This window comes from Thermodesulforhabdus norvegica (assembly GCF_900114975.1).
GTDB classification, from domain to species: domain Bacteria; phylum Desulfobacterota; class Syntrophobacteria; order Syntrophobacterales; family Thermodesulforhabdaceae; genus Thermodesulforhabdus; species Thermodesulforhabdus norvegica.
Window position 1 is genome coordinate 661,615 of sequence record NZ_FOUU01000001.1, and the last position, 26,100, is coordinate 687,714.

Genomic DNA, 26,100 nt, shown 5'->3' on the forward strand with positions numbered 1-26,100 from the left:
TCAATGCTCCTCAGTAGAGCTCTTTTCTCAATCTCCCCTTTATCAGTACATCCGTCGTTTCGTTTTCCTCTTTTGGGGACATAATCTTTACATTTATATCATAAAGTCTCACAGCATCATCCATAAAGAAACATTCTCGCCAACCGGGAATGCCAGGAACGGCCTCGTCGTCGCCGATGAGTTTTGTGGCGTAAAAAAGCCACACCTCATCGACCAGATTTTCTGAGAAGAAAGATCTGAAAACCCCTGATCCACCTTCAACCAGAAGCGATTGAAGGGAATGTTTTCCCAGATCTTGAAGCACCTCGCCGAGCTTTACCCCGGCGGCCTGGTCCTGAACCTGCACGACTCTGACGCCCCGGGTCTCCAGCTCGAGTTTCCTGTTCCGGTCAACACTGCGGCCGCAGTATATCCAGAGAGGGCCTCCCTTTTCCACGCTCAGGGTCGGGCTTTCGATGGGAAATCTCAAATGGCTGTCCAGGATTACCCGAACAGGCTGCCGTGATTTCCTTCCGAGCCTTGCGGTCAATCTCGGGCCGTCGGCGAGCACGGTTCCTATGCCCACAAGCACGGCATCGACTTCACTTCTTAACCTGTGCACCGTGAAGCGAGATGTGCTGTTTGTAACCCACCTGGAGTGCCCGGTTCGTGTTGCGATCTTTCCGTCCAGCGTGAGAGCTATCTTAACGATGACATAGGGTTTACCGGTTGTTACCCATTTTATAAAAGGCTGGTTGAGCTTCCTGCAATCCCTTTCGCAGATGCCCGATGTGACCGCTATACCGCGAGATTCGAGATATTCCTTGCCTCCTCCCGCAACGGGATTCGGGTCTCTCATGCCGATTACGACGCGACCAATTCCGGCGTTGACTATAGCGTGAGTACACGGAGGGGTTTTTCCGAAGTGATTGCAGGGCTCCAGAGTGACGTAAAGGGTTGCCCCCTTTGCTTCACCTCCGGCATCCTTGATGGCATTTATCTCTGCGTGAGGGGTGCCCGCCGCTTTGTGGTAACCTCGACCGACGATTTTTCCGTTCTTTACAAGCACAGCCCCAACGCAGGGGTTAGGACCGGTCTTTCCCTGAGCCTTTCGGGCAAGCCTTATGGCTTCTTTCATAAAGAGTTCATCCGCATCCTGAACCACGGCAACCTTTCTCCCAATAGGACCGACAGTGGCAAATAAAAACCGTATGGGCTATTCTAACCCATACGGTCTTTTATTAAAAGCCGGCCTGATCGTTATTACTTTTCCGGCCTTCGTGCTTCCAGCATTTCCACGTATTGAAATATCAGGCTCTGATGGTCCTCATAACCGATAGACCGTCGAATCCTCTCTTCTGCCATTTCCACGGCCAGATCAACCACTTCCTCACGGAACCGCTTCTTTGCCTGCTGAAATTCTCTTTCAGCCGCAATTCGAGCATCCTCAAGAGTCTTCCTCTTCAACTCTTCGGCCTGCCTTATCAGTCGTTCCTTTTCTTCTTTGCCCATCTGTTCGTAATAGGCACGGATTTCCCTTATTTTGTCGTCCAGCCTATCGAAGAGCTCATTCTGGCGAGCACGCCGTTCTGAAAGCTTTTTCTCCTCTTCTTCCAATTCCTGAAACTGTCCCACTATGGAGTTGAAACGATCGCGAAAGAACTGCTTAACCGGCTCCTTCAGCCATCGATTAAGGAGATATACCAGGATGAGAAAGTTTACCACCCGCCAGAAAGAACTCCACATCTGGCGGTCAATGCCAAAAACCGTTTCGGAAGCACCGAAAGCCGATGTGCCGACTCCGACGAGCAGCATAACACCGGCAAACCAAATCGTTCTCACCAAAAATCTACCCGAATTCATAGCCTTTGATCCTCATTTGCCCATGCCTTTACACCCGTCTCCCGAGAATCTTTTCCGTGAGATCGTAGGAGAGGGTCTCGGCAAGTGTGCGCAGTTCTTCGCGTGCCCGGGCCAGTTCCTGATTAACTTCAGCCTGTACCCTTTGTCTAATAGCCGCAACCTCTTCCTGAACACTCGTCATGGTATCCCGAAGGATTTCCCTTCCTTCCTGCTTATACCTTTCCCTCAGCGCGACGGCTTCCCGGGCAGCTTTCTGTAAACGCTCTTCGTATTCCTTCTCCAGCCTCCTCAGCTCTTCATCCAGCCTTTCGAGTTCCGCTTCCTTCTGCCTGATAAATTCTTCGCGTTCCATCATGAGCTGATGGATAGGCTGGAACATTTTTTTGTTCAAAAGGAACATCAAAATCAGAAACAGCCCTACCTGCACAAAAATGGTAGCGTTCAGGCTAATCATGATAAACCTGCTCTTTTGTTACTTGATTACAAACATGAGCAACAGCGCCACGACCAGAGAATAAATTCCCGTTGACTCCGAGACAGCCTGACCGACCAGCATCGTTCTTGTAAGAAGGCCGGCTTCTTCGGGTTTCCTGCCTATTGCCTCACAGGCCTTCCCGGCCGCAAAACCTTCACCAATTCCGGGTCCGATTGCCCCGAAGCCCATGGCAATGCCCGCTCCCAACAGTGCCATCCCTCTGATGAAATCAGCTCCCGTAATGTCCATTTGCTATACCTCCTCTCTGAAAAAATTAAAACTCCAGCCTCATTAACTATTTTACGCCGATTATAAGCAACAGAGCTACAACCAGCCCGTATACTGCCGTTGACTGAGAAACGGCCTGACCGACCAGCATAATTCTCGTCATGAGAGGCCCCACCTCGGGATGACGGGCAACGCTTTCCACTGCAGGGCCGGCCGCCAGCCCGGATCCGAGACCGGGACCGATTCCGGCTGCTCCGGCAGCAATGCCCGCACCCACCACGGAGGTTATCGCAGGAAGCGTAATTGCCGTGCCGTAGGATTTAAAAATAAGCAGAAAGGCAACAAGCATGCCGTAGATTGCGGGAGACTGCGCTACGCCCGAGCCTATAAGCATCAGGGTCATTAAATTGCCGGAAACCGCCGGCTGACGAACCATCCCATGACAGGCCGAAGCCGTAGGAAACCCCGATCCTATACCCGCTCCGATTGCTGAAAGTCCCATGCTAAGCCCTGCTCCTATAAAGGCCCAGCCAGACAGAATCGGCTTTCCTTCCGTTCCCAGAAACATCAACAGTACCGCAACAACAAGGGCAAATATACCTGCCGATTCTGCAACGGCCTGACCGACCAGCATGGTGGTCAGGATGTTTCCGGAAAATCTCGGCCTTCTGGACAAGGCACTGTTGGCCTCTCCCGCCGCATACCCTTCGCCTATGGCCGCTCCTATTGCGCCAAAACCGATTGATAACCCTGCTCCCAAAGCAGCCGCAGCCTTAACGAATTCTGCCTGCTCCCAAGCCATATCACTTCACCTGTACCGATATATACACAAGGGTTAACATGGTAAAAACAAAGGCCTGAACGGTTCCCACGAAAAGCCCGAAAAATCCGTAAAGAAAGGGTGGTAATACCACATCATATACAAGATAGGAGACCACCAGAATTATGATGGAGCCCCCCATAATGTTTCCGTAAAGACGGAAGGAAATGGATATCACCTTCGCCAGTTCTCCCACCACATTAAGAGGCATCATAAAAAACACGGGCTGAAAGTATTCTTTGGCGTAATTCTTGAAACCTTTGGTTCTGATTCCCGCATAGTGGGCAATGATGAAACCCATTATGCCGAGCCCCAGAGGGGTATTTAAATCCTTCGTAGGCTCTGAAAGCCCCGGTACTATACCCATTACATTACAACACCACAAAAACATAAAAAGGGCACATATCAGAGGGAAGTACTTCTTTGCCATGTCTTCGTCAAGGGCATCGACCGTGAGCTTCCAGAAGGTCCCCACAAACATCTCACCGATCAACTGGCACGTGCCGGGTATGTAGCTCCTGTTCCTCACGGCAAAGTGAGAAAACACAAGCAACCCCGTTATGACAAGAAGGGTCATAACGATTGTTGTCATGTTAAAAACCAGATGATACCCCGCAACATCCAGCGACCACTGCCATATTTTCCCCAATTCTTCCATCTTTCAACCCCTCACGCCCTGGTATTGATCAAGAATGTTGACAGAGCCTTCCCAGAAAAACCTTCTCAATAAAAAGCCCTACCGGCACAGCGAAAAGCCCGACAATCGTTGCAACGGCATTGAAGTTGTCCCACTTAAGTGCAACAACTATCGGAATCGATAAAAGGAGCAGGCGTCCGAGTAGAGATGCGAAAGCAATGACCGAAGCTCTGGCACGGGCAACCCCCAGCTGATAGGGAAGGAAATGAGCCATCAAATTGAAATTTATGACGCTGAACAAACCGCCAAGAACCAGTCCCCGAGCAACTGCTTTGTATCCCAGCATAAAGATAACCAGACCCAGTAGCACGATCCCCGAGAAGAACCTTCGGGACATCCTGCGATAGGCGCGACGAAATTCAACCACTCCTTGCTCGATCTCGTCATCGATCATTTTTTGCTTTTTCTGTCCAGTTCCATGATCTGTCTGTAAACGGTGATTCCACCACCAATAACACCCAGTACAATGAACAACGCCAGAAGGATACCACCTCCGCCTATCCACATATCCAGAAAAAAACCAACGGCAAAACAGAGCAATATGGAACCCGCCATGGTAAGTCCGAGCTGGCTCACCAGGGCGAGATACTCAATAAACGTTCGCTTCTTTCTGAAATCTTCCGACGGGCTCAATTAACACTCACCCCTGAAATCCAACCCGGCCTTCTGCGGCAGAACCCTGTATAGCACAGGTGCGGTAATTTGTGAAATATTTTTTTTTTCACCTCTGCAACACTTTGCACATAGCCAGCTTCTCTCAAACCTCATGGAAAGTTCCTTTCCTGTTCAAGGGCGCCGGGGTTGAGCTTTTCCAGTAGCTTTTTTTCCACCGGTTCGGGCACCAGACCTGTGACACTGCCACCGGCCATAACCACTTCCTTAATGATACGAGAACTGATGTAGATCCATCTCATGCCGGTCATAAGAAAAAAAGTCTCCACATCAGAATTCAGGCGTCGGTTCATGAGAGCCATCTGAAATTCGTACTCAAAATCACTTACGGCCCTGAGCCCCCTTAGAATAGCTTTTGCATTCACCCGCTTTACATAATCCATCAAAAGCCCTTCAAAGGCATCGACCTCTATTCTGTGGCGCTGTGGGTAATCCCGAAGAGACTCCTTGATCAGTTCGAGGCGTTCTTCAAGGGTAAAAAGAGGGGTTTTGGCGGGGTTTACCGCCACGGCAATGATTATTCTATCAAAGAGCTTGAGTCCTCGGGTGATCAGGTCGAGGTGACCGTTTGTTATGGGGTCGAACGATCCCGGATAAACGGCAAGAGTACAATTCGGAGACTCCATAAACACCTCCATGTGAAAGGCTCTATTTTAAGATCACAAAGGCCCGAAAAAATCAATTACCGTTTCCCCATACTTTCTAACCCGTATCAGCTTCCACTTATCTTCCTCGAATTCGATAGACCGCCCCGCCGAACGTTCGAAAACCACAATGGTTTCCGGATGCGAAAGCTCCCTTACGTTTTCAAAGAACCTCCTGCCGAGATGCAAATCGTACGGTGGGTCCGCGAAAATCAGATCAAAAGCAAGACCCCTTTCAAAAAGCTTCTTAACACCTTTTAGCCAATCTAAACAATAGACTTCGCTCTCCTTTTCGGCGTTGCATAGCGCAATATTTTGCTTCAGGACCGAAAATACCCGGGGATTACGTTCTATGAAGACCGCGTGAACTGCCCCTCTGCTTAAGGCCTCAAGCCCCAGTACTCCCGTACCTGCAAAAACATCGAGGACGCGGGCGCCCTGCACCCTGTCCCCGATTATTGAAAATATACTTTCCCGCACCCTTTCCGTCGTCGGACGTACCTTTTTGCCTCCGGGAACCAGAAGCCTTCGACCCTTAAATCTTCCTCCCGTAATTCGTATCACCCGCTAAGAAGGCCTTCCTTTACGAGAAGCTCGGCTATCTGAACCGCATTGGTTGCGGCTCCCTTGCGGATGTTATCGGCCACGATCCACATTACGATACCGTTTTCCACAGATGGGTCTTTCCTTATACGACCGACGAAGGTTTCGTCTCTACCTTCAGCGTTAAGTGGCAGAGGATATTCGGCCCGGTCGGGATTATCCACCAGGACCACTCCGGGGGCTTTTTCGAGCAGACGCCGAACTTCTTCTACCGTCAGAAGCCCTTTTAGTTCGACGTTTACGGATTCAGAATGCCCGTAAAAAACCGGAACTCTTACGGTCGTCGCACAGACCTGGATGTCCGGATCCTCGAAGATCTTTCGGGTTTCGTTGACCATTTTCATCTCTTCTTCGGAAAACCCGTTTTCCAGAAAGGAACCTATATGGGGCAGACAGTTAAAAGCGATGGGATGAGGATAAACCGAGGGGGGCACGGCCTTTCCTTCAACCCAGCCCCTAACCTGCTGTTCCAGCTCAAATATCGCTTTTTTGCCCGTGCCGGAAACGGACTGAAAGGTCGTTACGACTATGCGTTTTATCCCTACGGCGTCCTGCAGGGGCTTAAGGGCGACCACCATCTGAATTGTAGAACAGTTCGGGTTTGCTATTATCTTCTTGTGGTTTCTCAGCGCCTGTGGGTTTACTTCGGGTACCACGAGAGGCACGTCAGGGTCCATCCGAAAGGCACTGGAGTTATCGACGACGACGCATCCCTGAGATGCCGCAAGGGGAGCAAACTTCCTGCTCACCGAAGCCCCGGCGGAAAAAAGGGCTATGTCCACATCCCTGAAAGAATCTTCCGTAAGCTCCTGAACGGGAACTTCCTCTCCTCTGAAGGACAGGGTTTTCCCCGCGGACCGTGCCGAGGCAAGAAGTTTCAGAGATTTCACGGGAAAGTTTCTCTCTTCAAGAACCCGGACCATCATGTTACCCACAGCGCCCGTTGCGCCGACGACGGCTACCCGGAATCCATCTTCGGACATTTCAACTTCCCTCCAGGAACCCCTGTGTTATTCAACGGCGTACCGTGCCACGAGATCACCGACCTCCTGAGTCGTCATGCCCATCTTACCGGCACCCAGATCCTTAATGTCTCTGGCAACGGCCCGCTTAACCGCTTCAAGCACTCTCTGAGCCGCTTTCTCTTCGCCCAGATGTTCCAGCATCATCTGGCCTGCACATATTGCGGCGAGAGGGTTGATGACGTTTTTGCCCGTGTATTTCGGAGCCGATCCTCCGATGGGTTCAAACATGGACACCCCGTTGGGATTGATGTTACCTCCGGCAGCTATGCCCATGCCACCCTGAATCATTGCTCCCAGGTCTGTAATGATGTCTCCGAACATGTTGTCCGTAACTATCACGTCAAACCATTCGGGGTTTTTTACCATCCACATACAGATGGCATCAACATGAGCATAATCGGTTTCGATGTCCGGATATTCCCTGGCAACTTCCCGAAAGGTTCGCTCCCAGAGATCAAAGGCATAAATCAGAACGTTGGTCTTCCCGCACAGGGTTACCTTCTTTTTCTTGTTCCTCTTTCTGCAGTATTCAAAGGCGAACCTGATGCATCGCTCGACACCCATCCGGGTGTTTATAGATTCCTGAACGGCAACCTCATGAGGTGTTCCTTTCCTCAATATTCCACCGGCTCCGGCGTATAACCCTTCCGTATTTTCTCTCACCACGACGAAATCGATGTCTTCCGGTCCCTTGTCTTTAACGGGCGTGTAAACCCCCGGAAAGAGGGTTACCGGTCTGAGATTAACGTACTGGTCGAGCTGGAAACGGAGCTCCAGCAAAAGCCCCCGTTCCAGTACGCCGGGTTTGACGTCGGGGTGTCCAATTGCCCCCAGGAGGATGGCGTCCATCTGACGAAGCTCGTCTATAACACCCGCTGGAAGAATTTCGCCCGTTCGAAGATACCGCTCGCCTCCGAGATCGTACTCCACCCATTCGATTTTGAATCCTTCCTTTTCAGCTACGGCATCCAGCACCTTAACGGCTTCCCTTACCACCTCGGGTCCGGTACCGTCACCGGGGATCTTTGCGATTCGGTAGGATTTTGCACTCATGAAACAACTCCCTCCTCTTCCTTTTTCATTTTCTGCACGACGTATGGAATCAATCCGCCCGCTTCGATGAGTTCCTGCATAAATGGCGGGACTGGTTGAGCCCTAAAGGTCTGTCCGGTAGATTCTCTGATTATTTCTCCAGAACTCAGATCCACGCTCAGGATCTCTCCGTCTTCCACGACCTCCACAAGATCGGCACATTCCAGTATCGGAAGCCCCATGTTAAAGGCATTCCGATAAAAAATTCTGGCGAAGCTGGCCGCTATAACGCAGGATACTCCCGCCGCCTTTATGGCGATAGGAGCGTGTTCTCTTGAAGACCCGCATCCGAAGTTCTTACCGGCGACGATTATGTCCCCGGGCTGCACCTTTTTTGCAAAGTCGGCGTCTGCATCCTCCATGCAATGAAGCGCAAGCTCCCTGGGGTCGTGTGTGTTCAGGTATCTTGCCGGTATGATGGCATCCGTATCAATGTCATTTCCGAATTTCCAGACCCTGCCTCTGAACCTCATGACCCGTCTCCTGCTCTCTGTTTCATCGGTCTATTACCTCACCAGGGTGTGCAATTCTTCCGAGGACGGCCGATGCGGCAGCAACTGCGGGGTTGCACAGATAAACTTCGCTTTCCGGATGACCCATTCTTCCGACGAAGTTTCTGTTGGTTGTGGCAAGAGCTCTTTCGCCCTTGGCGAGAATGCCCATGTGCCCTCCCAGACAGGGTCCGCATGTCGGGGGGCCTATCACCGCTTCGGCTTCTGCAAAAATTTTCAGCAAACCTTCTTCCAGAGCCTGCCGATATACCGACGGCGTGGCCGGAAAGATGAGACAGCGGACTCCGGCGTGAACCTTTCTGCCCTTCAGTATTTGAGCCGCTATTCTAAGATCTTCAATTCTGCCGTTTGTACACGAACCGATTACGACCTGGTCTATGGCGACTCCGTTCGCTTCCGTAACAGGCCGAACGTTTTCGGGAAGATGGGGGAATGCAACGACCGGTTCAAGGTCGGAAACGTCCCACTCGTACACGGCTTCGTACACGGCGTCTCCGTCACTCTGATAGAAACGATAGGGTCTCTGTGCTCGGGGAGCGATGTACTCTTCCGTTTTTTCGTCCGGCGGGATTATACCGACCTTGGCTCCTGCCTCTATTGCCATGTTACAGAGACTGAACCTGTCGGCCATGGAAAGCTCGGAGATAACCTCTCCGGTGAACTCCATTGCCCGATAACGAGCTCCGTCCACACCGATTTTACCGATGGTGAAAAGTATCAGGTCCTTTCCTCCAACCCAGGGCCTGAGCTTACCCCTGAAGACGAACTTCATCGTTTCGGGCACCCTGAACCAGACCTTCCCAGTAATCATTGCGGCGGCGAGATCGGTGCTTCCGACACCCGTGGCGAAAGCCCCCAGTGCCCCGTAAGTACAGGTGTGGCTGTCTGCACCGATGATGACCTCTCCCGGAAGTACGAGCCCTTCTTCGGGAAGCAGTGCGTGTTCCACACCCACCCGTCCGACTTCAAAGTAGTAGGGCAGACCCTGCTCCCTGGCAAAGTCCCTGAGGATTTTTACCTGCATGGCCGACTGGATATCTTTGTTGGGAGTAAAATGGTCGGGAATCAGGGCAATGCGATAGGGGTCGAACACCCTTTTTATGCCGGCTTCTTTGAAGATCTTTATGGCAATAGGGGCAGTTATGTCGTTTCCAAAAGCAAAGTCCACCCGGGCTTCGACGATCTGCCCGGCCCGTGCCTCTCCTCCGTCAATGTGATCAGACAGGATTTTTTCAACCAGGGTTTTACCGCTCATGCTTCTTCCGTCACTCCTGCTTTAGTGATCCATCTTTGTTGCTTCTTGCCGAAGCCGTTTCTCCACATTCCTGTACCTTCAGGTCCAGGGACTTAATCCGCTTACCCAGTGAAACCGAAGGTCCTGACAGAGTGTACGCCGCAAGCAGTGCAAAGAGCATGTACCTGGGTTTTGCGGCAACCACCACAAGAACCGCAAGGATACCCATTATCATCGTAACCTGGCGTGTTCTCAGGGATTCCAGCTCCTTAAAAACGCTGTATCGAACCGTGCTGACCATCAAAAGAGCAAGCGATATCGTGATGATCAGAAACAGCCATGTGACAGCCCGTCCGGGCTGGTGTGCGAAGGGGTAGGCGAAAAGCGTGAGTGTGGCGATAAAACCGGCGGCCCCGGGGATGGGAAGCCCCGTGAAGTATTTTTTTTCTTCGCCTGATGCCTGTACATTGAATCTTGCAAGCCTGAGGGCTCCACAGGCAACAAAAAGAAAGGCTCCAAGCCAGCCAATGCGTCCAAGGGGCTTTAGAGCCCAGAGATAGATCAAAAGGGCCGGTGCCACCCCGAAGGACACCAGGTCTGCCAGGGAGTCGTATTCCACTCCGAACCTGCTCGTTGCTCCGGAAAGCCTTGCCACCTTGCCGTCCAGGATATCGAAAATCCAGGATACAAGCACGGCAACGGCGGCTTTTTCGTATTCTCCGTCGATTGAATAAACCAGAGACACAAACCCGGAGAAAAGGTTTCCCGTGGTAAGGATATTGGGAAGCAGGTATTTCCCGACTGTGCGGTTGGACCGTCTTTTTTTTCTGCGTCGCGATCGGGAACGCGTCTTTACTTCGTCCTGCATATTATGTCCTCCCCTGCTCGAACCCTATTTCCTCTGGACACCACCACTTCCCAGTCCCGAGGAACATAAACGTCGACGCGGGACCCGAACCTTATCATGCCTATAGGTTCACCTCGCACCACCCGGTCGCCAACCCCGGGCCAGAAAACGATACGGCGGGCAATAAGACCCGCTACCTGAACCAGAACGATTGACCGGCCCTTTGAGGTTTCCAGAAGTATGCAGTTCTTTTCGTTTTCTTCTGATGCCCGCCCCAACTGGGCAGCCTTAAAAGATCCTCTGAAGTACTTCACCCCTCTGATGTGCCCTTCCTCCGGTGCCCTGTTCACATGGACGTCGAAGATGGACATGAATATTCCAATCCGCGTCATGGCAGTATCGGCAAAACAGGGGGGAAGGACATCTCGGTCTATGCTTACGATTTTTCCGTCGGCCGGAGAGACCAGGCAATCGGGCTCCTGAGGTACTATTCGCTGGGGGTCCCGAAAAAAGTAGGTCACAAAAGCCGTGACCAGAAAGCCGCATAAAGCAGGAACGGCCCATCCCAGGATCGCAAGGATCAGCGTTAAGAAAGCGGCCAGCCCGATAAAGGGTATACCTTCAGGTGCCAGAGGAATACGGTTCCGGGCAGAGCGAAAGTCCATTTTGCCGACCCGCTTCTGTTTACTGATCCGGCGCTTCTTTGGCTTCCAGAAAAGGCATCATGGACCTTAACCGCTTTCCCACCTCCTCGACAAGATGACTTCTTGCCTGCCTTCTCAGAGCCTGAAACACAGGACGGCCCGCTCGATTTTCAAGGATCCACTCCCGGGCAAAGGCTCCCGTTTGTATTTCCTTCAAAATGTCCCTCATGGTCTGTCTGGTCTGTTCGGACACTATCCTTGGACCTCTGGTTAAATCTCCGTATTCGGCCGTATCGCTTATGGAGTAACGCATGTAGGATAAGCCACCCTGGTAGATCAAATCCACGATCAATTTAAGCTCGTGGAGACATTCAAAATAGGCTATCTCGGGCTGATAGCCCGCTTCCACCAGGGTTTCAAACCCTGCTTTAATGAGTTCCGAGACGCCTCCACAGAGAACGCATTGCTCTCCGAAAAGGTCCGTTTCCGTTTCTTCTTTGAAGGTCGTTTCGATAACACCGGCTCTGGTTGCTCCGATGCCTTTAGCATAGGCAAGGGCTACATTCAGTGCATTGCCCGTTGCGTCCTGATGAACGGCAACGAGAGCTGGAACGCCTGCTCCTCGCACATACTCGCTTCTTACCAGATGTCCCGGACCCTTGGGGGCAACCATCGTTACATCAACATCCCGTGGTGGGACTATCTGGCCGTAGTGTATGTTGAAGCCGTGAGAGAACATCAGCATTTTTCCGGGCTTAAGATGAGGAGCTACGGAAGTCCTGTAAACGTCAGCCTGTACGTGATCGGGTATGAGCATCTGGATTACATCGGCTTCCTTTGCCGCCTCTTCTACGGAAAGAGGTTTAAAACCATCTTCCAGGGCGAGTTCATAATTCCGGCTACCGGGCCTCTGAGCCACAATTACGTCTATACCGCTATCACGCAGATTTTGAGCCTGAGCATGTCCCTGGCTTCCGTAACCGACAATGGCAACCTTTTTACCCTGCAAAAAAGAAAAATCCGCATCTGCTTCGTAAAAGATCCGCATCAGCTCCCTCCTCCTTTAGCGTCAACACACAATAAAGGCACGGATCTCCGTGCCTGAGCAAAACCGGTCGGGTTTTTCACCCTCACCGGCTACCTTTTTTGTATATCCTTTTTACCCCGGGCCATTGCGGCCTTTCCCGTTCGGGCCAACTCCAGGATTCCGTATTCGCTGAGGAGATCCAGAATAGCCTGAATTTTCCCTTCGTCTCCGGTTACCTCTACAATGTAAGAATGAGGCGAAACGTCAACCACTTTTGCCCTGAAAATATCCACAATCCTGAGGATTTCTGCCCTGCTCTGTTTATCCGCCTTGACCTTTATGAGGGCCATTTCCCGTTCCACGAACTCCGTGTCGCGAAAATCGAGGACCTTTATAACATTTATGAGCTTGTTTAACTGCTTGATTATTTGCTCGACAATATGCTCATCGCCCGTCGTAACGAGGGTAATCCTGGACATCCCGGGCTCGTTTGTTTCTGCAACCGTAAGACTTTCTATGTTAAAACCCCGGCCGCTGAAGAGCCCGGCAACGCGGGACAGAACACCCGGCTGATTTTCCACCAGCACGCCAATGGTGTGCCTTTTATCGTGATTATTTCGGTAGTTTCCGCTCATGGTCCTACACCAGCAACATTTCCGTGATTGTTTTTCCCGCAGGAACCATAGGATATACACCTTCCTCGGGTTCCACAACAAAATCCATGAGAACCGGTTTGGGAATCTCAAAGGCTTTCTTTATAACCGGTTCTACCTCTTCGGGTTTCGTTGCTCTTAAACCGACGGCTCCGTAGGCTTCGGCAAGCTTAACGAAATCAGGTCCTCCTTCAAGACAGGTAGCACAGTAGTTCTTTTCGTAAAAAAGCTCCTGCCACTGACGCACCATACCCAGATAGCCGTTGTTAAGAATTGCAACCTTAACGGGAAGCTCATTGCAAACGGCCGTGATCAGTTCCTGAATGTTCATCTGAATGCTTCCGTCTCCCGCTATGTCTATTACCAGCTTATCGGGTCTTGCAACCTGAGCCCCAATTGCGGCCGGAAAGCCGTATCCCATGGTACCAAGCCCGCCTGAGGTTATAAGGGTTCTCGGTTCCGTGAAATGATAATATTGAGCCGTCCACATCTGGTTCTGTCCGACTTCCGTGGCTATAATGGCGTCTCCTCTGGAGAGTTCGTAGATTTTCTCAATAACGAACTGAGGCTTAATTCTGCCCTCCTGCTGCTTATAGGCCAGAGGATAGGTTTTTTTCCACTCCTCTATCTGTTTCAGCCAGGGCGCCCTTCTTTCTTCCACATTTTCCAGAGGCTCTTCCTGAAACATTTCAATAAGATACCTGAGTGCTCTTTTACAATCGCCCACGATGGGAATATCGACGCGAACGTTTTTGCTTATGCTGGTGGGATCCACATCGATGTGAATTATCTTTGCCTTTGGCGCAAATCCTTCCACCTTTCCCGTTACTCGATCGTCAAAACGGGCTCCTATGGCGAAAAGAAGATCGCAGTGGGTAACGGCCATGTTTGCCCGGAAGGTTCCGTGCATACCCAGCATCCCAAGCCACAGGGGGTGAAGATTAAAGGTGCCCTTCTCAGTAACGGCCGGGAAAGCCCCAAGACCCATAAGGGTGGTGGTTACGGGAATTTGAAGCATTTCGGCAAACTTCGTCAGCTCGTTTCTGGCACTTGAGTGAATTACGCCACCACCGGCATATATGACGGGACGCTGAGCCTTCCTTATGGCCTGAGCTGCCTTTTTTAGCTGTCCCCTGTGAGGTTCCACCGTTGGCTTGTAGCCTCGAAGATTTACCGTTTCGGGATATGAAAGGTTTGTGCTTGCCTGTATCACATCTTTGGGCAGGTCCACGAGAACAGGGCCCGGTCGCCCCGATCTGGCGAGATAAAAGGCTTCCTTTATAATGCGGGGTAGGTCTCTTACGTCTTTTACGAGATAGTTATGTTTCGTGCAGGGACGCGTAATGCCTACAATATCAACTTCCTGAAAGGCATCATTTCCGATCAGAGCCGTCGGAACCTGACCGGTAAATACAACAATGGGGATGGAATCCATATAAGCAGTGGCGATACCGGTAACCGTGTTTGTGGCCCCGGGACCGGACGTGACCAGGCAAACTCCGACTTTGCCGGAAGCCCGAGCGTAACCGTCGGCCATATGAGCCGCTCCCTGCTCGTGCCTGACCAAAATGTGCCTGATGTTGTGCTTGGGCATCTCATGGTATATGTCCAGTACCGCCCCTCCGGGGTATCCGAAGATTACCTCCACTCCCTCTCGTTTCAAACATTCAAAGAAAATTTGTGCTCCCGTCAGCTTCATGGGAAATACTTCCTTAAAACCACCTGTTTAATTTGTGTAAATTCTATTTCCCTACGATAAACTCTTAAAATCAATGAATTTTTTGAACTTTAGAACTCTAGTTAAATAATTTCTTCCTGTCAACGCATTTGCAACAATCTGATTTTCCGGCTTTGAAAGCTATAAAAAGGCAGGGAAATTGAGGGGTGATTTTATCGATTGCCGGCAAGAAGGGTTTAAAATGGGTTATTTACGGCTAAAAGGGCGGCCCCCAGAGCTCCGGTAAATTCGGGCTTTTCGGGTGTGAGTATTTCGCAATCCTTCAGAAAATCCCGCAAGAGCCTTACCATGCAGGGATTCCGGGCTACCCCTCCGGAAAAAACGAGAGGGGAACCAAATCCCACGCGTCTGAGCATTGCCACGGTCCTTTTTGCCACGGAAAGATGGATTGCCTTTGCTATATTTTCAGGTCGTTCTCCTCGGGCCGTAAGAGATATAATTTCACTTTCGGCAAAAACCGCACAGGTTGATGTTATCTCCGGAGGGCTGTCACCTTTAAGGGCGAATAATCCGAAGTCATCGAGGTTCTTGCCGAAGGCTCGCGCCGTAATCTCCAGAAACTTGCCCGTTCCTGCGGCACACCGGTCATTCATCTCAAATCTTGAAGGACGTTTTTCAGGCCCCAGTACTATTGCTTTGGTATCCTGACCCCCTATGTCGAGAACACTCCGGGCTTCGGGGAAAAGGAACAGGGCTCCCGCCGCATGAGCCTGAATTTCGGAGACGGTGGCTTTTTTGGGAACGTTGGAAAAGACTTTAAGAGCCAGCTTTCGGCCGTACCCCGTTGCAACTAAAGACCCGACTTCAAATCGGGCCACTTCATCAAAGAGGCTTCTTAACCTCGATTGGGCATCAAGGGCTGTTTCCAGCTTCTTGCGGTGAATTACCTCTTTCTTCTCATTCAAAATCACCAGCTTGATCCAGGTTGATCCAGCATCCAGGCCCGCACTGTTCACTTTCAACCTCTGATCATTTCAACGAAGGCTTCCACCCTGTTTTTCAGTTGTTCCACATCCTCCATGCTGTAATCCGTGGAAATCGATAGAAAAGGTATTCCTTCTTTCTCAAGGGCCCTGCCGATTTTGAACGCTTCGGTTTCGTAGAGCTGACAGAAGGTAAGGCTGTAATGTATTACTCCGTCCACTTTATAGGCTTTGGCAAGAGAAACGACGTTGTTAAGGCGTTCTCTGTTGGGGGTGAAACAGGCACAATCAATTTTCATGTATCGATCTACAATGTTGTCGATCATGTCATCAACGCTTTTTCCGTTTTCTTCTACCAGATGGGATATGTTCCTGGTTCCCACGCAGGATTCCTCAACGACCACGACGGCTCCTGAGCTTTCAATCACATAAGGTAGCTTCCAGTTCGGTATGGCCATGGGGCATCCCGACAGAAGAATCCTCGGCGTCCCCTCAGGGACCACTCCTTCTTTGGCGGATATTCTTTTCTCCAGTTCGTCACAGAGTATCGATATCTTGTTCGTAAATCTTTCGGGATCGTCGTAGAAGGAAATTTGATGAACCAGAAGGGCGTCCCGGCCCGATATTGGAGCAGGCACGGCCTTCCTTAGCTCGTTGAGACGCTGTAGGACCCGTCTTCTTCTGTTAACGGTTTTTATTCCTTTTGCAAGGGATTCTGCCGTAATCCAGGAACCGGTAAGATCCTCGAGAACGCTTTTGAACCTGTAGATTTCGCTCTTCCATAACTCTCTGTCGGCGTCCCTTTTCATCTGGGGTACTTCCATTACAAAAAGAGGTACGTATTGCTCGAATATTTCGTAGGCTTTCTTCTTACCGTCACAGGTAGTTTCACCGACGATGAGATCACAGGATTCGATAAAGGGGCAAAGCCGTGATAGTTTAAAACCCACGAAAGATTTTATGAGGGCACAGGTGTTTCTGGGCAGGACCTGTTCTGCCAACTCTCTTCCCGTCTCAGCACCTGCACAGAGCCCGACCTGTATGGCCTGTGCGGCAAGCACGAGTTCTTCGGGAACGAAGATACAGAAGGTACCGATGACCTTGCGGCCGTTATTCTTTGCTTCCTGAAGTTCTTTAATCCTCAGGCCGTGGATCTCGGAGATTACGAAATCAAGATATTCTATTCCTCTTAGACGGCCCTGCTGAGTTAGATAAATGTCGCCGTAGAACTTTCCCAGAACCTCCAGCAATGATTCGTGCGCATCAAGGTCCAGGTTAAGCTTCTCCCAGAGTTCCTTATAGGACCCCATAACATCCCTCCGGTAAGGGGTTTGTAAATCGGAAAATCAGCTAGTCTCTGATTTGAGATTTTTCAAATAGGCTTTTTAAATGCGGTGATTTCTTACAATCGGTTACGGTAATGTCCGTGTCTCGGTCAAAGCTCGTGAATAACTTGACAAATGACCAATGTGCCGTTTAATAAGACTACTCCTTGTGAAATTTTGTGCGGAAGGGCTCCGGCAGGTCATAACGAATTATTTACCAGAAGGGGCAGGTCGTTATGGCAAATAATCAGCAGAAGGGTGCGGGCATTGTAGTGCTTGTTTCTTTTTTGGTCGGCTTTATCGGTGCGCTGATAGTCGGCTGGGTGGTTTTTCCTAACGTCTTGTATTCCAGGCATTATCAGCCTTTGAACTTTTCTCACGTAGCCCATCAGGATAATGATTGCGAGTATTGTCATTATTTCCGGGATGACGGCACTTATTCGGGTGTCCCCAATATAGACAATTGCAGGGAGTGCCATGAGGAAATGATGGGGGACTCCGAGGCTGAACGGATTCTCGTGGAGGAGTACATTCAGCAGAATAAACCCATTCCGTGGTTGGTTTACGCCTGGCAGCCTGACAACGTATACTTTTCTCATGCCCCTCACAGAGATCTGGACTGTGTTCGATGTCATCGTGATGTGAGTCAGGAGGAACAAAATCCGCCGGTTTATATAAACCGGCTGACCGGTTACAGAAAGACCACCATGAAGATGGTCGAGTGCGAAAAGTGCCATGCCGAGCGCGGCGCCAGCAATGCCTGTCAGGTCTGTCACAAGTAACCTGAATATTTATTTAAGAGGATGGAGACAATGAAAGTCGGGCGGCGAGCATTTATCGGGTTTGTTGCAGGTGGAATTGCCGGCACTCTTTTATCTCCCATCCCGTGGAAACTTGCCGATGACATAGCCATCTGGACTCAGAACTGGTCTTGGCGGCCTTCGCCCAAAAGAGGTCACAGAGCAGGGGTAGGAACTCTGTGCACCATGTGCGGGAGTGCCTGCAGTGTTGAAGTGGATCTCGTTGATCGTCAGAGGGCTATATATGTGAGGGGTTCCAGCTTGAGCCCGCTCAATAAAGGCGGTTTGTGCGCACTCGGAGCGTCGGCCGTTCAGTTTCTCTACTCTCCCTATCGGGTACGTCAGCCTTTGAGGCAGACCAAAAAACGAGGAGATCGCACGGGTTTTAAGGCCATAAGCTGGAAGGAAGCAATCGGCGAACTGGGAGCCAGGTTGAAGAAGCTATACGAGGAAGGGAAGGGCCATCAGGTAGCCTGCCTTTCGGGTCAGAGATATACGAGCCTTTATGAGCTGTGGAGCCTCTTTTGTGGAGCTTTGGGTTCTTCCAACCTGTTTGCGATGCCCCGGGAGACGGACGGGCATTCGGCCGTGAGCCAAGCTCTTTTCGGTCATGAAGGGCCTTTTGCTTTCAGGCTGTACAGGGCAACGGGTATTTTGAATTTCGGCGCCGAATGGGCGGACGGATGGAGTTCCTGTGCTCCTATGGGCAGGATGTATGAAGAGTGGGTTCGTGAGGTTCCCGGCAAAGGTCGGACGGAGATCGTTCATGTCTCGTCGCGGCTTTCAATGAGTGCTTCAAAATCGAATGAATGGATCCCCGTAAAACCGGGGACGGAAGCTGCCCTTGCATTGGGCATAGCTCATGTTCTCATCAGGGAAAACAGGGTTTTTCGGGGTGTTGAAGAGTATGAGGGTTACCTGAATTGGATTGATTCTTCCGGTGAAACCCGTCAGGGGTTCAGGGATTATGTTCTTAAAGAATACAGCCCTGATCGTGTATCGGGGATCACAGGTGCTCCCGCAGCGAAGATTGAAGAGCTTGCAAGGTGGGTTGCATCTCAGCCTTCTCCGCTCGTGGTATGGGGTTCAGAAGGGTTTGGCGGTCCGGGATTTTTCCACCATGAAATGGCCTATGTTGCGCTGAACATGCTACTCGGAAATTTTGAAGACAAGGGTCTGTGTACCTTTACGCCCGTAACGAACTCCCTGAAGGCAGCTCAGGGGGAAGAAAGTTTGGCGGAAGAACGGCTTGATGTAGCCGCCGGCACATCCGGGCTGGTCGGTGCCCGGTCGAACTCGATTTACGCCTTCTTTGAAGCTCTCGCGCAGGGGAAGGGCTACCCTGTTGATGTATTGCTGGTCTGCGAGGCCAATCCCATCTATTCGATGGCCGATGCCGCTCTGGTTCGCGATGCCTGGTCGAAGGCGGGGTTTACCGTTGCGATGACCGGCTTTATGGACGAGACTGCCCTGGAAGCCGATTTGATTCTTCCCACACCGGTTATGCTTGAGCGCTGGGATGATGTAACCGCCGTACCGGGTTTACCTTTCGCCCTTTACGGACTTTCTGCTCCGGTTATCAATCCGCTATACGACGTAAAACATCCAGGCGATGTGGTTCTCCAGCTTGCGGCCATGGTCGGGGATGAAACCAGAAGAGCTCTACCCTGGAAAAAGTATGAGGATGTCCTTAAAGCCCAGGTCAAGTTCATTGCCGATCAGGGGATTGGAGCTGTATCGGACGATAAGACGGATTTTTCCCATCTGGAGCCTGATAAAACCCCGAAGAAAAATTACCGTAATGCGGCGGATCTTCTTAAAAAGTTGAAAAAAGGTTCCCTCTGGTATGCGCCCGTAGCGAGTACGTCTCAATTCGTCAAAACCGAAACGGGGAAGCCTCGATTCTTTGCATCGGTTCTCGAGAATGCAGGTATGGGTCTGGAGAAACCGGAGCTTTTGATGCCGCACTTTTTAGCCCTGCAATCCTCTGGAAGTGAACAGGAATATCCTCTGCTTCTGGTTGCCTACGGTGTTTCCTACATCTCCTCCGGATATTTCCCCAATTCGCCTCTCATGATGAAAAACCTCTGGGACTTTGAACTGAAAGGGAACGACGGCTTTATTGGCGTTAACCCGGCGACGGCAAAGGAACTGGGCCTTGCGGAGGGTATGTCGGTGGTGGTTGAGACGCCTCAAGGAAAGGCTCGGGCCAGAGTTCATCTAAGCCCTGCCGTTTCTCCCGGCCTTATTGCGGCCGTTAAAGGGCTGGGTCACTGGGCTTACGATGAATACCTGGCGGATAAGGGGTTGCGGGTAACGGAGCTTACAGAGGTTCAGCTCGATCCGGTTACGGCTTTGGGAGTGGAAAGGGTTACTCGGGCAAAACTTGTCCGGGCGTGACTAGGTAATAAAACTGCTGAGAGGATGACGGCTCATGAGTGGAAAGCAACACAACGGTGAGCATGGGCATGGAAAAGGATCCGTGCGTTACGGGATGGTCATAGATCTTGATAAGTGTACCGGTTGTATGGCCTGTGCAGTAGCCTGTCATCAGGAAAATAATGTGTCCTTTTTGCCCGATGAAACGGACAAGACCCGCAATATTGCCTGGATGCGGATGTATTATCTGGAAAATGGCAGGGATTATCCCGAATATCGGTTTGCCTACCTGCCGAGACCCTGTTTTCACTGTGATTCCCCTCATCATACGCCCTGTACCTTCGTGTGTCCTGTGAATGCTACTCAGCGAGATGAACGCACGGGCATTGTGAATATGATATATCCTCGTTGTATAGGTTGCCGGTACTGCATGGTTGCTTGTCCTTATCATGCCCGGTGCTTTAACTGGTGGGATCCCAGGTGGCCTGAGCCAATGGAAGAGATGTTGAACCCCGAGGTTAGTACCCGCATGAGAGGGGTTATCGAGAAGTGTACTTTTTGTCATCACAGGCTCAATCGGGCGAGAGATAAGGCCCGGATCGAGGGAAGGGATCCTGATGGAGTGGAATACACGCCCGCTTGTGTTGAGGCCTGTCCGACGGGTGCCATTGTTTTTGGCAATTTGATGGATCCGGAAAGTGAAGTTGCCAGGTTGTCTAAAGATCCCCGGGCTTTTCAGATCTCTGCAAAACTGAAAACCTATCCCAAGGTTTACTATCTCAGCAGTCAACCGTGGGTACGAAAGTTATCGGACAAGGGACTTTAAATAAGAGGGGCGGCAATGGACAGAGCACTTATACCTGAAGGCGTGAAACGGTGTCCTTTTCCGGTTTTTGCGCTTTGGCTGCTATTCCTTTTTGCCCTTATGGGTTGGGGTGTCTGGGCCGGAGCTATGGTTCTCTGGAAGGGGTTGAATCTTACGGGACTGAACAACTACTTCGGTTTCGGGTTGTACATCACCGTTGATCTCGGCGTGATTGCCCTGGGTGCCGGTGCATTCTTTTCGGGCTTTCTCTTTTACGGCCTTTCCAGGTTTTTCCCGGCGCTTAAAGAGATAAAAAAGATCATCAATCTTGCCGTGGTGGTAGGCTTCGTTTGTTATACGGGGGCACTGCTGGTTTTGCTTCTCGAAATAGGTCAGCCGCTTCGAGGCTGGTTTGGTTATTGGCATCCCAATGTACATTCAATGCTGACTGAAGTTATCTTCTGTATCACCTGCTACGCCATAGTCCTTACCATCGAATATGTACCCATAATTCTTGAGAATCGAAAGCTCGATGCCATCAGGCCTCTTCATGTTTTTGGTCATTCTCTTCATGAAATTATGGCCCTCTTTGCTCTTACCGGAACCTTTCTGAGCTTTTTCCATCAAGGATCTCTGGGCGGCGTTGCCGGTGTGCTCTTTGCCAGACCTTTCTGTTACAGGACCGGCTTCTTCATCTGGCCATGGACCTTTTTCCTCTTCGTTATTTCGGCAATTGCATCGGGGCCTGCTTTTACTGCTCTTATATGCCGGGCGATAGAAAAGTTTGCCCGGAGACCTCTTGTTGACCGCAGTGTTTACGAGCTAATTGGGAAGATTGAAGGTTCAATTCTTGCCATCTACATTATGCTTAAGATCGCCGACACTCTCTACTGGGCTATGGTGACGGCTCCGGAGATGGGCTTCAAGTTGACGGACTTTTATCGTCAGCCCTACGGCATGTGGTTGCTTTTTGCGGAGCTCGTGGTCTGTGGGGTAATCCCTGCAGCCATTTTACTATCACCGAGGTGTAGGGCCAGTAACACTCTGCTCTTTGGAGCCTTTTTCCTGGACTGCACCGGTGTGGTGATAAACAGGTTTGTTATGACCGTTCAGGCTCTGGCCGTTCCGGTAATGCCCTTCGATAAGTGGGAAGTTTACGTTCCCACCGTTTACGAATGGGCACCCAGCATAGGGATGCTTGCCTACGGTGCCCTGATTATATCGCTTTCCTATCGATACCTCCCGCTGTTTCCCAGGGAAAGAGAATTAAATCCCCTTTAAAATCAAAAGGGGCGGGTTTGGTCCCGCCCCGTTTTTTATTCCTTTTCCCGCTGTCGTTTTTCCGTAACGCAGTAGATCCCTTCACCCTTCATGGCAGGACGAAAACAGAGGTTGTCGGATACGCACTGAGCAGGCCGTCTGTCTCCTTCCTTCCACCTCTTTACGAGGTCGGGCTCACGGATTAAAGGGCGGCTCAGAGCCACAAAGTCTGCAACGCCGTTACCAACAATGCGTTCGGCCGTTTCAAAGGATCTTATACCTCCCACAAGAATTACCGGAACGGCAACCAGTTCTTTTAATTTTCTCGCCGTTCCTTCATACCAGGCTTCTTCTCTGGTTGTGCGAACGGGCGTGTATTTACCGGAAAGAGGCGTGCCACCGCTGAGCTCAATGGCATCGATGCCTTTTTCGGCGAGGATGGAACATATTTCCAGAGAGTCTTGCTCTGTTAGGCCTCCTTCCAGGAAGTCCTGAGAATTTATCTTTATACACACGGGATAATCGCTCCCCGTGACCTCTCTTATGGACTCCAGGACCTCAATAACAATCCGTGCCCGGTTTGCCGGGCTTCCGCCGTATTCGTCGGTTCTGTGATTGTAAAAAGGAGATAGGAATTCGCTTAAGAGGTATCCATGGGCTGCATGTATCTGGATTCCATCAAATCCTGCCTCTACGGCGCGTTTTGCGGCCCTGCCGAAGGCCGTCACCACCCGCCTTATGTCGTCGCGACCCATTTCTCCACAGTTCTTAACGGACTCGCTAGAAACTGCCGAAGGCCCTATACGGGCTTTCAAGCCGTGACAGCCGGCATGAGCAAGCTGGACGAAAATCTTCCCACCGGCTTTATGCACGGCTTCCGTCATTCTGGCAAGGCCATCAATGAGCTTGTCGTCGTAGATTCCCATTTGTCCGGGGCCGGCCTGTCCCTGGGGTTCCACGTACGCGTGACCCGAAATAATAAGCCCCACTTCATTCGAAGCGAGCTTTTCGACGAGTGATATTAGCCTGTCGGTACAACTTCCGTCTTCCGCGGCGAGGCCTTCCCACGTGGCAGAGCGGACAAAACGGTTTTTTAACGTCAATCTTCCTATGGAGGCTTCCGAAAAAAGAATGCTCATAAAAAACACCTCCTCCTTTAACAAAATAACCCCGCGGCGTAGCCGCCGGGCCTCGCCGCAGGGTGTTTTGACTACGCTACAGCCGTCTGTTGTTCTTCTTCAGGAGCTATAACCTTAACTGCCAGTTCGTCTCCCTCAACAACCACCCTCACAACCGAACCTTCGGGAACCTCCCCGGCAACTATGGCACGGGCAACTCTGGTTTCAAGGTTCCTCTGGATGTAGCGTCTGAGGGGTCTGGCACCGAACACGGGGTCATATCCAGACCGTGCAATGAATTCTCTGGCTTCTTCCGTAAGTTCCAGAGTGATATGACGATCTTTCAGCCGTTTTTGTATGTCTGCAACCATAAGATCCACGATTCGCTTGATTTCGTCCAGTGTGAGAGGTTTGAAGAGAATGATTTCGTCAACCCGGTTAAGGAATTCCGGTCGAAAGTGCTGTCGCAGTTCTGCCATAACGCGGTCTCTAACTTCTTCACGAATCTGTCCTCTTGAGTCCACCCCTTCAAGAAGATAGGTTGACCCGATGTTGCTGGTCATGATGATAATCGTATTTTTGAAGTCAATGGTTCTACCGTGTCCGTCCGTCAGCCTCCCGTCGTCCATGATCTGAAGCAGTATGTTGAAGACATCGGGATGGGCTTTTTCTATTTCATCGAAAAGCACGACCGAATAGGGTTTTCTGCGAACGGCTTCGGTCAATTGACCGCCTTCCTCGTAGCCCACATATCCCGGAGGAGCGCCGATAAGGCGAGATACGGTATGTTTCTCCATGTACTCGGTCATATCAATGCGGATCATGTTTTCTTCTGTATCGAAAAGCGCTTCTGCGAGGGTTTTTGCAAGCTCCGTTTTGCCCACTCCGGTAGGACCCAGGAATATGAAGGAGCCTATAGGTCGTCTGGGGTCTTTGATCCCGGCCCTGGCCCGCAACACTGCATCGGCTACCAGCTTGACCGCTTCGTCCTGACCAACGACCCGCCTGTGGAGTACTTCATCCAGCCTGAGTAGCTTTTCTCGTTCGCTTTCTACGAGCCTGGACACGGGAATTCCGGTCCATCGAGAAACGATCTCTGCAATCTCTTCTTCCGTTACCTCTTCACGAAGAAGTTTCTTTTCGCCCTGAATCTGAGAGAGCTTCTGTTCCGCCTCTCTGAGCCTGGCCTGCAACTCAGGCAATTTTCCGTGTCTGAGCTCCGCAACGCGGTTCAGGTCGTACTGTCTTTCGGCTATTTCGATCTCCCTGTGAACCTTTTCGATTTCTTCTCTCAGAGCCTGCACTTCCTTGATTGCCGCTTTTTCGGCCTCCCACTGAGCTTTCATGGCGTCGGCCTTGGCTCTGAGTTCGGCCAGTTCTTTCCTGACACTTTCAAGTCGCTCCTGGCTCGCCTTATCCTTCTCTTTCTTCAGTGCCGCTTCTTCGATTTCCAGTTGCATGATGCGCCTCATTACTTCGTCCAGTTCTGCAGGCATGGAGTCGATTTCGGTACGGATCATGGCGCAGGCTTCGTCAACCAGGTCAATGGCTTTGTCGGGCAGGAAACGATCCGTAATGTAGCGGTGAGAAAGAACGGCAGCCGCAACAAGGGCGCTGTCGTGAATTTTTACACCGTGATGAACCTCATAGCGCTCCTTGAGGCCTCTCAATATCGAGATGGTATCCTCTACCGATGGTTCTTCCACCAGCACGGGCTGGAAGCGCCGCTCCAGTGCGGGGTCCTTTTCGATGTACTTTCGATATTCGTCAAGGGTCGTGGCCCCTATGCAGTGGAGCTCACCTCGAGCGAGCATGGGTTTCAGCATGTTGCCCGCATCGATGGCGCCTTCGGCCTTTCCGGCACCAACTATTGTGTGGACTTCATCGATGAAGAGGATAATTCGTCCTTCCGATTCTTTTATTTCCTGGAGGACCGCTTTCAGGCGCTCCTCGAACTCGCCCCGGTATTTTGCACCGGCAATCAGGGCTCCCATATCCAGGGCGAAGATGGTTTTGTCCTTGAGGCCCTCAGGGACATCGCCTCTTACTATACGATGGGCCAGTCCTTCCACTATTGCCGTTTTGCCGACACCGGGCTCACCTATGAGAACGGGATTGTTTTTGGTTTTCCTGCTCAGTATTCGGATAACCCTTCTTATCTCTGCGTCCCTGCCTATTACGGGATCCAGCTTCCCGCTTCTGGCCTCGGCAACGAGGTCCCGGCCGTATTTTTTCAGCGCTTCATAGGTCGCTTCAGGGGTAGCACTTGTGACCCTCTGATGGCCGCGAACTGCCGTAAGAGTTTTAAGAACCAGGTCTCTCGTTATTCCAAATCGGGCGAGAATCCTTCCCGCCGCAGTGGTCTGTCCTTCGTCTACGAACACAAGAAAAAGATGTTCAACCGAAACGTACTCGTCTTTGAGCCTCTTGGCTTCTTCCTCGGCTTTAACCAGCAAACGGCTGAGCCTCTGAGTAATGTAAACCTTTCCCGGTTCTATCCCCGGGCCGCTTATTCTGGGTCTTCGCTCCAGTTCCTGCTCGAGCTGTTCTTTTACCGAATCAACGGGTATCTCCATTCTTTGAAGAAGTCTGGGAATAAGACCATCCGATTGTTCGACGAGGGCGAGAAGGAGATGTTCCCCATCAACTTCCTGATGTCCGTATTTTATGGCCTTGGTCTGGGCCTGTTGAAGAGCTTCTTGAGATTTTATCGTAAATTTGTTTATATCCATAAGCG

27 protein-coding genes are annotated in these 26,100 nt (G+C 51.1%); 4 read left to right on the forward strand and 23 right to left on the reverse strand.

Annotated features, from left to right (window positions below):
• Positions 1–10 precede the first annotated feature (10 nt).
• From ribD to BM091_RS03305, 21 genes are all read right to left on the reverse strand, one after another.
• A complete protein-coding gene (gene ribD, locus BM091_RS03205; RefSeq protein ID WP_093393416.1) occupies positions 11–1,144 on the reverse strand; it encodes a bifunctional diaminohydroxyphosphoribosylaminopyrimidine deaminase/5-amino-6-(5-phosphoribosylamino)uracil reductase RibD in 1,134 nt (377 codons plus the stop codon).
• Positions 1,145–1,242: 98 nt separating this feature from the next.
• Entirely contained in the window at positions 1,243–1,842 is a 600-nt protein-coding gene (locus BM091_RS03210; protein WP_093393417.1) for a F0F1 ATP synthase subunit B, read from the reverse strand.
• Positions 1,843–1,870: 28 nt separating this feature from the next.
• Positions 1,871–2,296, reverse strand: coding sequence for a F0F1 ATP synthase subunit B family protein (locus BM091_RS03215; RefSeq protein ID WP_093393419.1), 426 nt, complete (start codon positions 2,294–2,296; stop codon positions 1,871–1,873).
• Positions 2,297–2,314: 18 nt separating this feature from the next.
• The gene (gene atpE, locus BM091_RS03220) at positions 2,315–2,566 is read right to left on the reverse strand and encodes an ATP synthase F0 subunit C (RefSeq protein ID WP_093393420.1); all 252 of its coding nucleotides are present in this window, start codon (positions 2,564–2,566) and stop codon (positions 2,315–2,317) included.
• Between the two features lie 46 nt (positions 2,567–2,612).
• The gene (atpE, locus tag BM091_RS03225; protein WP_093393422.1) at positions 2,613–3,347 is read right to left on the reverse strand and encodes an ATP synthase F0 subunit C; all 735 of its coding nucleotides are present in this window, start codon (positions 3,345–3,347) and stop codon (positions 2,613–2,615) included.
• Position 3,348: 1 nt separating this feature from the next.
• Positions 3,349–4,023 (reverse strand): F0F1 ATP synthase subunit A, encoded by a 675-nt coding sequence (atpB, locus tag BM091_RS03230; protein WP_093393423.1) that lies wholly within the window; start codon positions 4,021–4,023, stop codon positions 3,349–3,351.
• Positions 4,024–4,051: 28 nt separating this feature from the next.
• Positions 4,052–4,456: an ATP synthase subunit I gene (locus BM091_RS03235; protein WP_093393425.1), complete on the reverse strand. Its 405-nt coding sequence runs from the start codon at positions 4,454–4,456 to the stop codon at positions 4,052–4,054.
• On the reverse strand, positions 4,453–4,695 hold the full coding sequence (locus BM091_RS03240) for an AtpZ/AtpI family protein (protein WP_218148781.1): 243 nt from the start codon (positions 4,693–4,695) through the stop codon (positions 4,453–4,455). Before BM091_RS03240 ends, BM091_RS03235 begins: the two co-directional genes overlap by 4 nt.
• A gap of 131 nt (positions 4,696–4,826) precedes the next feature.
• On the reverse strand, positions 4,827–5,360 hold the full coding sequence (gene coaD / locus BM091_RS03245) for a pantetheine-phosphate adenylyltransferase (protein WP_093393426.1): 534 nt from the start codon (positions 5,358–5,360) through the stop codon (positions 4,827–4,829).
• Between the two features lie 33 nt (positions 5,361–5,393).
• Positions 5,394–5,942: a 16S rRNA (guanine(966)-N(2))-methyltransferase RsmD gene (rsmD, locus tag BM091_RS03250; protein ID WP_218148782.1), complete on the reverse strand. Its 549-nt coding sequence runs from the start codon at positions 5,940–5,942 to the stop codon at positions 5,394–5,396.
• A complete protein-coding gene (locus tag BM091_RS03255) occupies positions 5,939–6,964 on the reverse strand; it encodes an aspartate-semialdehyde dehydrogenase (protein ID WP_093393428.1) in 1,026 nt (341 codons plus the stop codon). Before BM091_RS03255 ends, rsmD begins: the two co-directional genes overlap by 4 nt.
• Before the next feature lie 27 nt (positions 6,965–6,991).
• Positions 6,992–8,059 carry a 3-isopropylmalate dehydrogenase gene (locus BM091_RS03260; RefSeq protein ID WP_093393429.1) on the reverse strand — a complete coding sequence of 356 codons (1,068 nt, stop codon included), beginning with the start codon at positions 8,057–8,059 and terminating at the stop codon, positions 6,992–6,994.
• A complete protein-coding gene (locus BM091_RS03265; protein ID WP_093393430.1) occupies positions 8,056–8,571 on the reverse strand; it encodes a 3-isopropylmalate dehydratase small subunit in 516 nt (171 codons plus the stop codon). Before BM091_RS03265 ends, BM091_RS03260 begins: the two co-directional genes overlap by 4 nt.
• A 22-nt stretch (positions 8,572–8,593) precedes the next feature.
• Complete coding sequence (leuC, locus tag BM091_RS03270) at positions 8,594–9,865, reverse strand: 3-isopropylmalate dehydratase large subunit (protein WP_093393431.1); 1,272 nt, start codon at positions 9,863–9,865, stop codon at positions 8,594–8,596.
• A 10-nt stretch (positions 9,866–9,875) separates the two neighbouring features.
• On the reverse strand, positions 9,876–10,712 hold the full coding sequence (gene pssA, locus BM091_RS03275) for a CDP-diacylglycerol--serine O-phosphatidyltransferase (protein ID WP_143083086.1): 837 nt from the start codon (positions 10,710–10,712) through the stop codon (positions 9,876–9,878).
• Positions 10,697–11,356 (reverse strand): phosphatidylserine decarboxylase family protein, encoded by a 660-nt coding sequence (locus tag BM091_RS03280; RefSeq protein WP_093393432.1) that lies wholly within the window; start codon positions 11,354–11,356, stop codon positions 10,697–10,699. The genes pssA and BM091_RS03280 overlap by 16 nt, the downstream gene beginning before the upstream one ends.
• A gap of 19 nt (positions 11,357–11,375) precedes the next feature.
• Positions 11,376–12,383 (reverse strand): ketol-acid reductoisomerase, encoded by a 1,008-nt coding sequence (gene ilvC, locus BM091_RS03285; protein WP_093393433.1) that lies wholly within the window; start codon positions 12,381–12,383, stop codon positions 11,376–11,378.
• Positions 12,384–12,472: 89 nt separating this feature from the next.
• Positions 12,473–12,997, reverse strand: coding sequence for an acetolactate synthase small subunit (ilvN, locus tag BM091_RS03290; RefSeq protein WP_093393434.1), 525 nt, complete (start codon positions 12,995–12,997; stop codon positions 12,473–12,475).
• Positions 12,998–13,001: 4 nt separating this feature from the next.
• A complete protein-coding gene (gene ilvB, locus BM091_RS03295; RefSeq protein WP_093393436.1) occupies positions 13,002–14,714 on the reverse strand; it encodes a biosynthetic-type acetolactate synthase large subunit in 1,713 nt (570 codons plus the stop codon).
• Positions 14,715–14,929: 215 nt separating this feature from the next.
• A complete protein-coding gene (locus BM091_RS03300) occupies positions 14,930–15,709 on the reverse strand; it encodes an acyl-CoA dehydratase activase (RefSeq protein ID WP_093393437.1) in 780 nt (259 codons plus the stop codon).
• A 2-nt stretch (positions 15,710–15,711) separates the two neighbouring features.
• Entirely contained in the window at positions 15,712–16,986 is a 1,275-nt protein-coding gene (locus BM091_RS03305; protein WP_093393439.1) for a double-cubane-cluster-containing anaerobic reductase, read from the reverse strand.
• A 251-nt stretch (positions 16,987–17,237) separates the two neighbouring features.
• Here BM091_RS03305 and qrcA point away from each other — a divergent pair, with 251 nt between their 5' ends.
• From qrcA to qrcD, 4 genes are read left to right on the forward strand one after another with little or no spacing between them, the layout of a single operon-like run.
• Positions 17,238–17,783: a menaquinone reductase multiheme cytochrome c subunit QrcA gene (qrcA, locus tag BM091_RS03310; RefSeq protein WP_093393440.1), complete on the forward strand. Its 546-nt coding sequence runs from the start codon at positions 17,238–17,240 to the stop codon at positions 17,781–17,783.
• Between the two features lie 30 nt (positions 17,784–17,813).
• Positions 17,814–20,201, forward strand: a complete 2,388-nt coding sequence (locus BM091_RS03315) for a molybdopterin-containing oxidoreductase family protein (RefSeq protein WP_177193505.1) — start codon at positions 17,814–17,816, stop codon at positions 20,199–20,201.
• Positions 20,202–20,235: 34 nt separating this feature from the next.
• Positions 20,236–21,006 (forward strand): menaquinone reductase iron-sulfur cluster-binding subunit QrcC, encoded by a 771-nt coding sequence (gene qrcC / locus BM091_RS03320; RefSeq protein ID WP_093393443.1) that lies wholly within the window; start codon positions 20,236–20,238, stop codon positions 21,004–21,006.
• Between the two features lie 15 nt (positions 21,007–21,021).
• Positions 21,022–22,266 (forward strand): menaquinone reductase integral membrane subunit QrcD, encoded by a 1,245-nt coding sequence (qrcD, locus tag BM091_RS03325; protein WP_093393444.1) that lies wholly within the window; start codon positions 21,022–21,024, stop codon positions 22,264–22,266.
• Positions 22,267–22,301: 35 nt separating this feature from the next.
• Here the strand turns inward: qrcD and BM091_RS03330 are convergent, their stop codons facing one another.
• Both BM091_RS03330 and clpB read right to left on the reverse strand, forming a co-directional pair.
• Positions 22,302–23,384, reverse strand: a complete 1,083-nt coding sequence (locus BM091_RS03330; protein WP_093393446.1) for an NADH:flavin oxidoreductase — start codon at positions 23,382–23,384, stop codon at positions 22,302–22,304.
• Between the two features lie 71 nt (positions 23,385–23,455).
• Positions 23,456–26,095 (reverse strand): ATP-dependent chaperone ClpB, encoded by a 2,640-nt coding sequence (clpB, locus tag BM091_RS03335; protein WP_093393447.1) that lies wholly within the window; start codon positions 26,093–26,095, stop codon positions 23,456–23,458.
• Between the last annotated feature and the right edge of the window lie 5 nt (positions 26,096–26,100).

Excerpts from the sequence above, each read along its gene's own strand:
- BM091_RS03210 (WP_093393417.1), bottom strand. The coding sequence starts at position 1,842 with ATGAATTCGGGTAGATTTTTGGTGAGAACGATTTGGTTTGCCGGTGTT.
- BM091_RS03215 (WP_093393419.1), bottom strand. The coding sequence starts at position 2,296 with ATGATTAGCCTGAACGCTACCATTTTTGTGCAGGTAGGGCTGTTTCTG.
- atpE (WP_093393420.1), bottom strand. The coding sequence starts at position 2,566 with ATGGACATTACGGGAGCTGATTTCATCAGAGGGATGGCACTGTTGGGA.
- atpE (WP_093393422.1), bottom strand. The coding sequence starts at position 3,347 with ATGGCTTGGGAGCAGGCAGAATTCGTTAAGGCTGCGGCTGCTTTGGGA.
- atpB (WP_093393423.1), bottom strand. The coding sequence starts at position 4,023 with ATGGAAGAATTGGGGAAAATATGGCAGTGGTCGCTGGATGTTGCGGGG.
- BM091_RS03235 (WP_093393425.1), bottom strand. The coding sequence starts at position 4,456 with ATGATCGATGACGAGATCGAGCAAGGAGTGGTTGAATTTCGTCGCGCC.
- coaD (WP_093393426.1), bottom strand. The coding sequence starts at position 5,360 with ATGGAGTCTCCGAATTGTACTCTTGCCGTTTATCCGGGATCGTTCGAC.
- BM091_RS03255 (WP_093393428.1), bottom strand. The coding sequence starts at position 6,964 with ATGTCCGAAGATGGATTCCGGGTAGCCGTCGTCGGCGCAACGGGCGCT.
- BM091_RS03260 (WP_093393429.1), bottom strand. The coding sequence starts at position 8,059 with ATGAGTGCAAAATCCTACCGAATCGCAAAGATCCCCGGTGACGGTACC.
- BM091_RS03265 (WP_093393430.1), bottom strand. The coding sequence starts at position 8,571 with ATGAGGTTCAGAGGCAGGGTCTGGAAATTCGGAAATGACATTGATACG.
- leuC (WP_093393431.1), bottom strand. The coding sequence starts at position 9,865 with ATGAGCGGTAAAACCCTGGTTGAAAAAATCCTGTCTGATCACATTGAC.
- pssA (WP_143083086.1), bottom strand. The coding sequence starts at position 10,712 with ATGCAGGACGAAGTAAAGACGCGTTCCCGATCGCGACGCAGAAAAAAA.
- BM091_RS03280 (WP_093393432.1), bottom strand. The coding sequence starts at position 11,356 with ATGGACTTTCGCTCTGCCCGGAACCGTATTCCTCTGGCACCTGAAGGT.
- ilvC (WP_093393433.1), bottom strand. The coding sequence starts at position 12,383 with ATGCGGATCTTTTACGAAGCAGATGCGGATTTTTCTTTTTTGCAGGGT.
- ilvN (WP_093393434.1), bottom strand. The coding sequence starts at position 12,997 with ATGAGCGGAAACTACCGAAATAATCACGATAAAAGGCACACCATTGGC.
- ilvB (WP_093393436.1), bottom strand. The coding sequence starts at position 14,714 with ATGAAGCTGACGGGAGCACAAATTTTCTTTGAATGTTTGAAACGAGAG.
- BM091_RS03305 (WP_093393439.1), bottom strand. The coding sequence starts at position 16,986 with ATGGGGTCCTATAAGGAACTCTGGGAGAAGCTTAACCTGGACCTTGAT.
- qrcA (WP_093393440.1), top strand. The coding sequence starts at position 17,238 with ATGGCAAATAATCAGCAGAAGGGTGCGGGCATTGTAGTGCTTGTTTCT.
- BM091_RS03315 (WP_177193505.1), top strand. The coding sequence starts at position 17,814 with ATGAAAGTCGGGCGGCGAGCATTTATCGGGTTTGTTGCAGGTGGAATT.
- qrcC (WP_093393443.1), top strand. The coding sequence starts at position 20,236 with ATGAGTGGAAAGCAACACAACGGTGAGCATGGGCATGGAAAAGGATCC.
- qrcD (WP_093393444.1), top strand. The coding sequence starts at position 21,022 with ATGGACAGAGCACTTATACCTGAAGGCGTGAAACGGTGTCCTTTTCCG.
- BM091_RS03330 (WP_093393446.1), bottom strand. The coding sequence starts at position 23,384 with ATGAGCATTCTTTTTTCGGAAGCCTCCATAGGAAGATTGACGTTAAAA.
- clpB (WP_093393447.1), bottom strand. The coding sequence starts at position 26,095 with ATGGATATAAACAAATTTACGATAAAATCTCAAGAAGCTCTTCAACAG.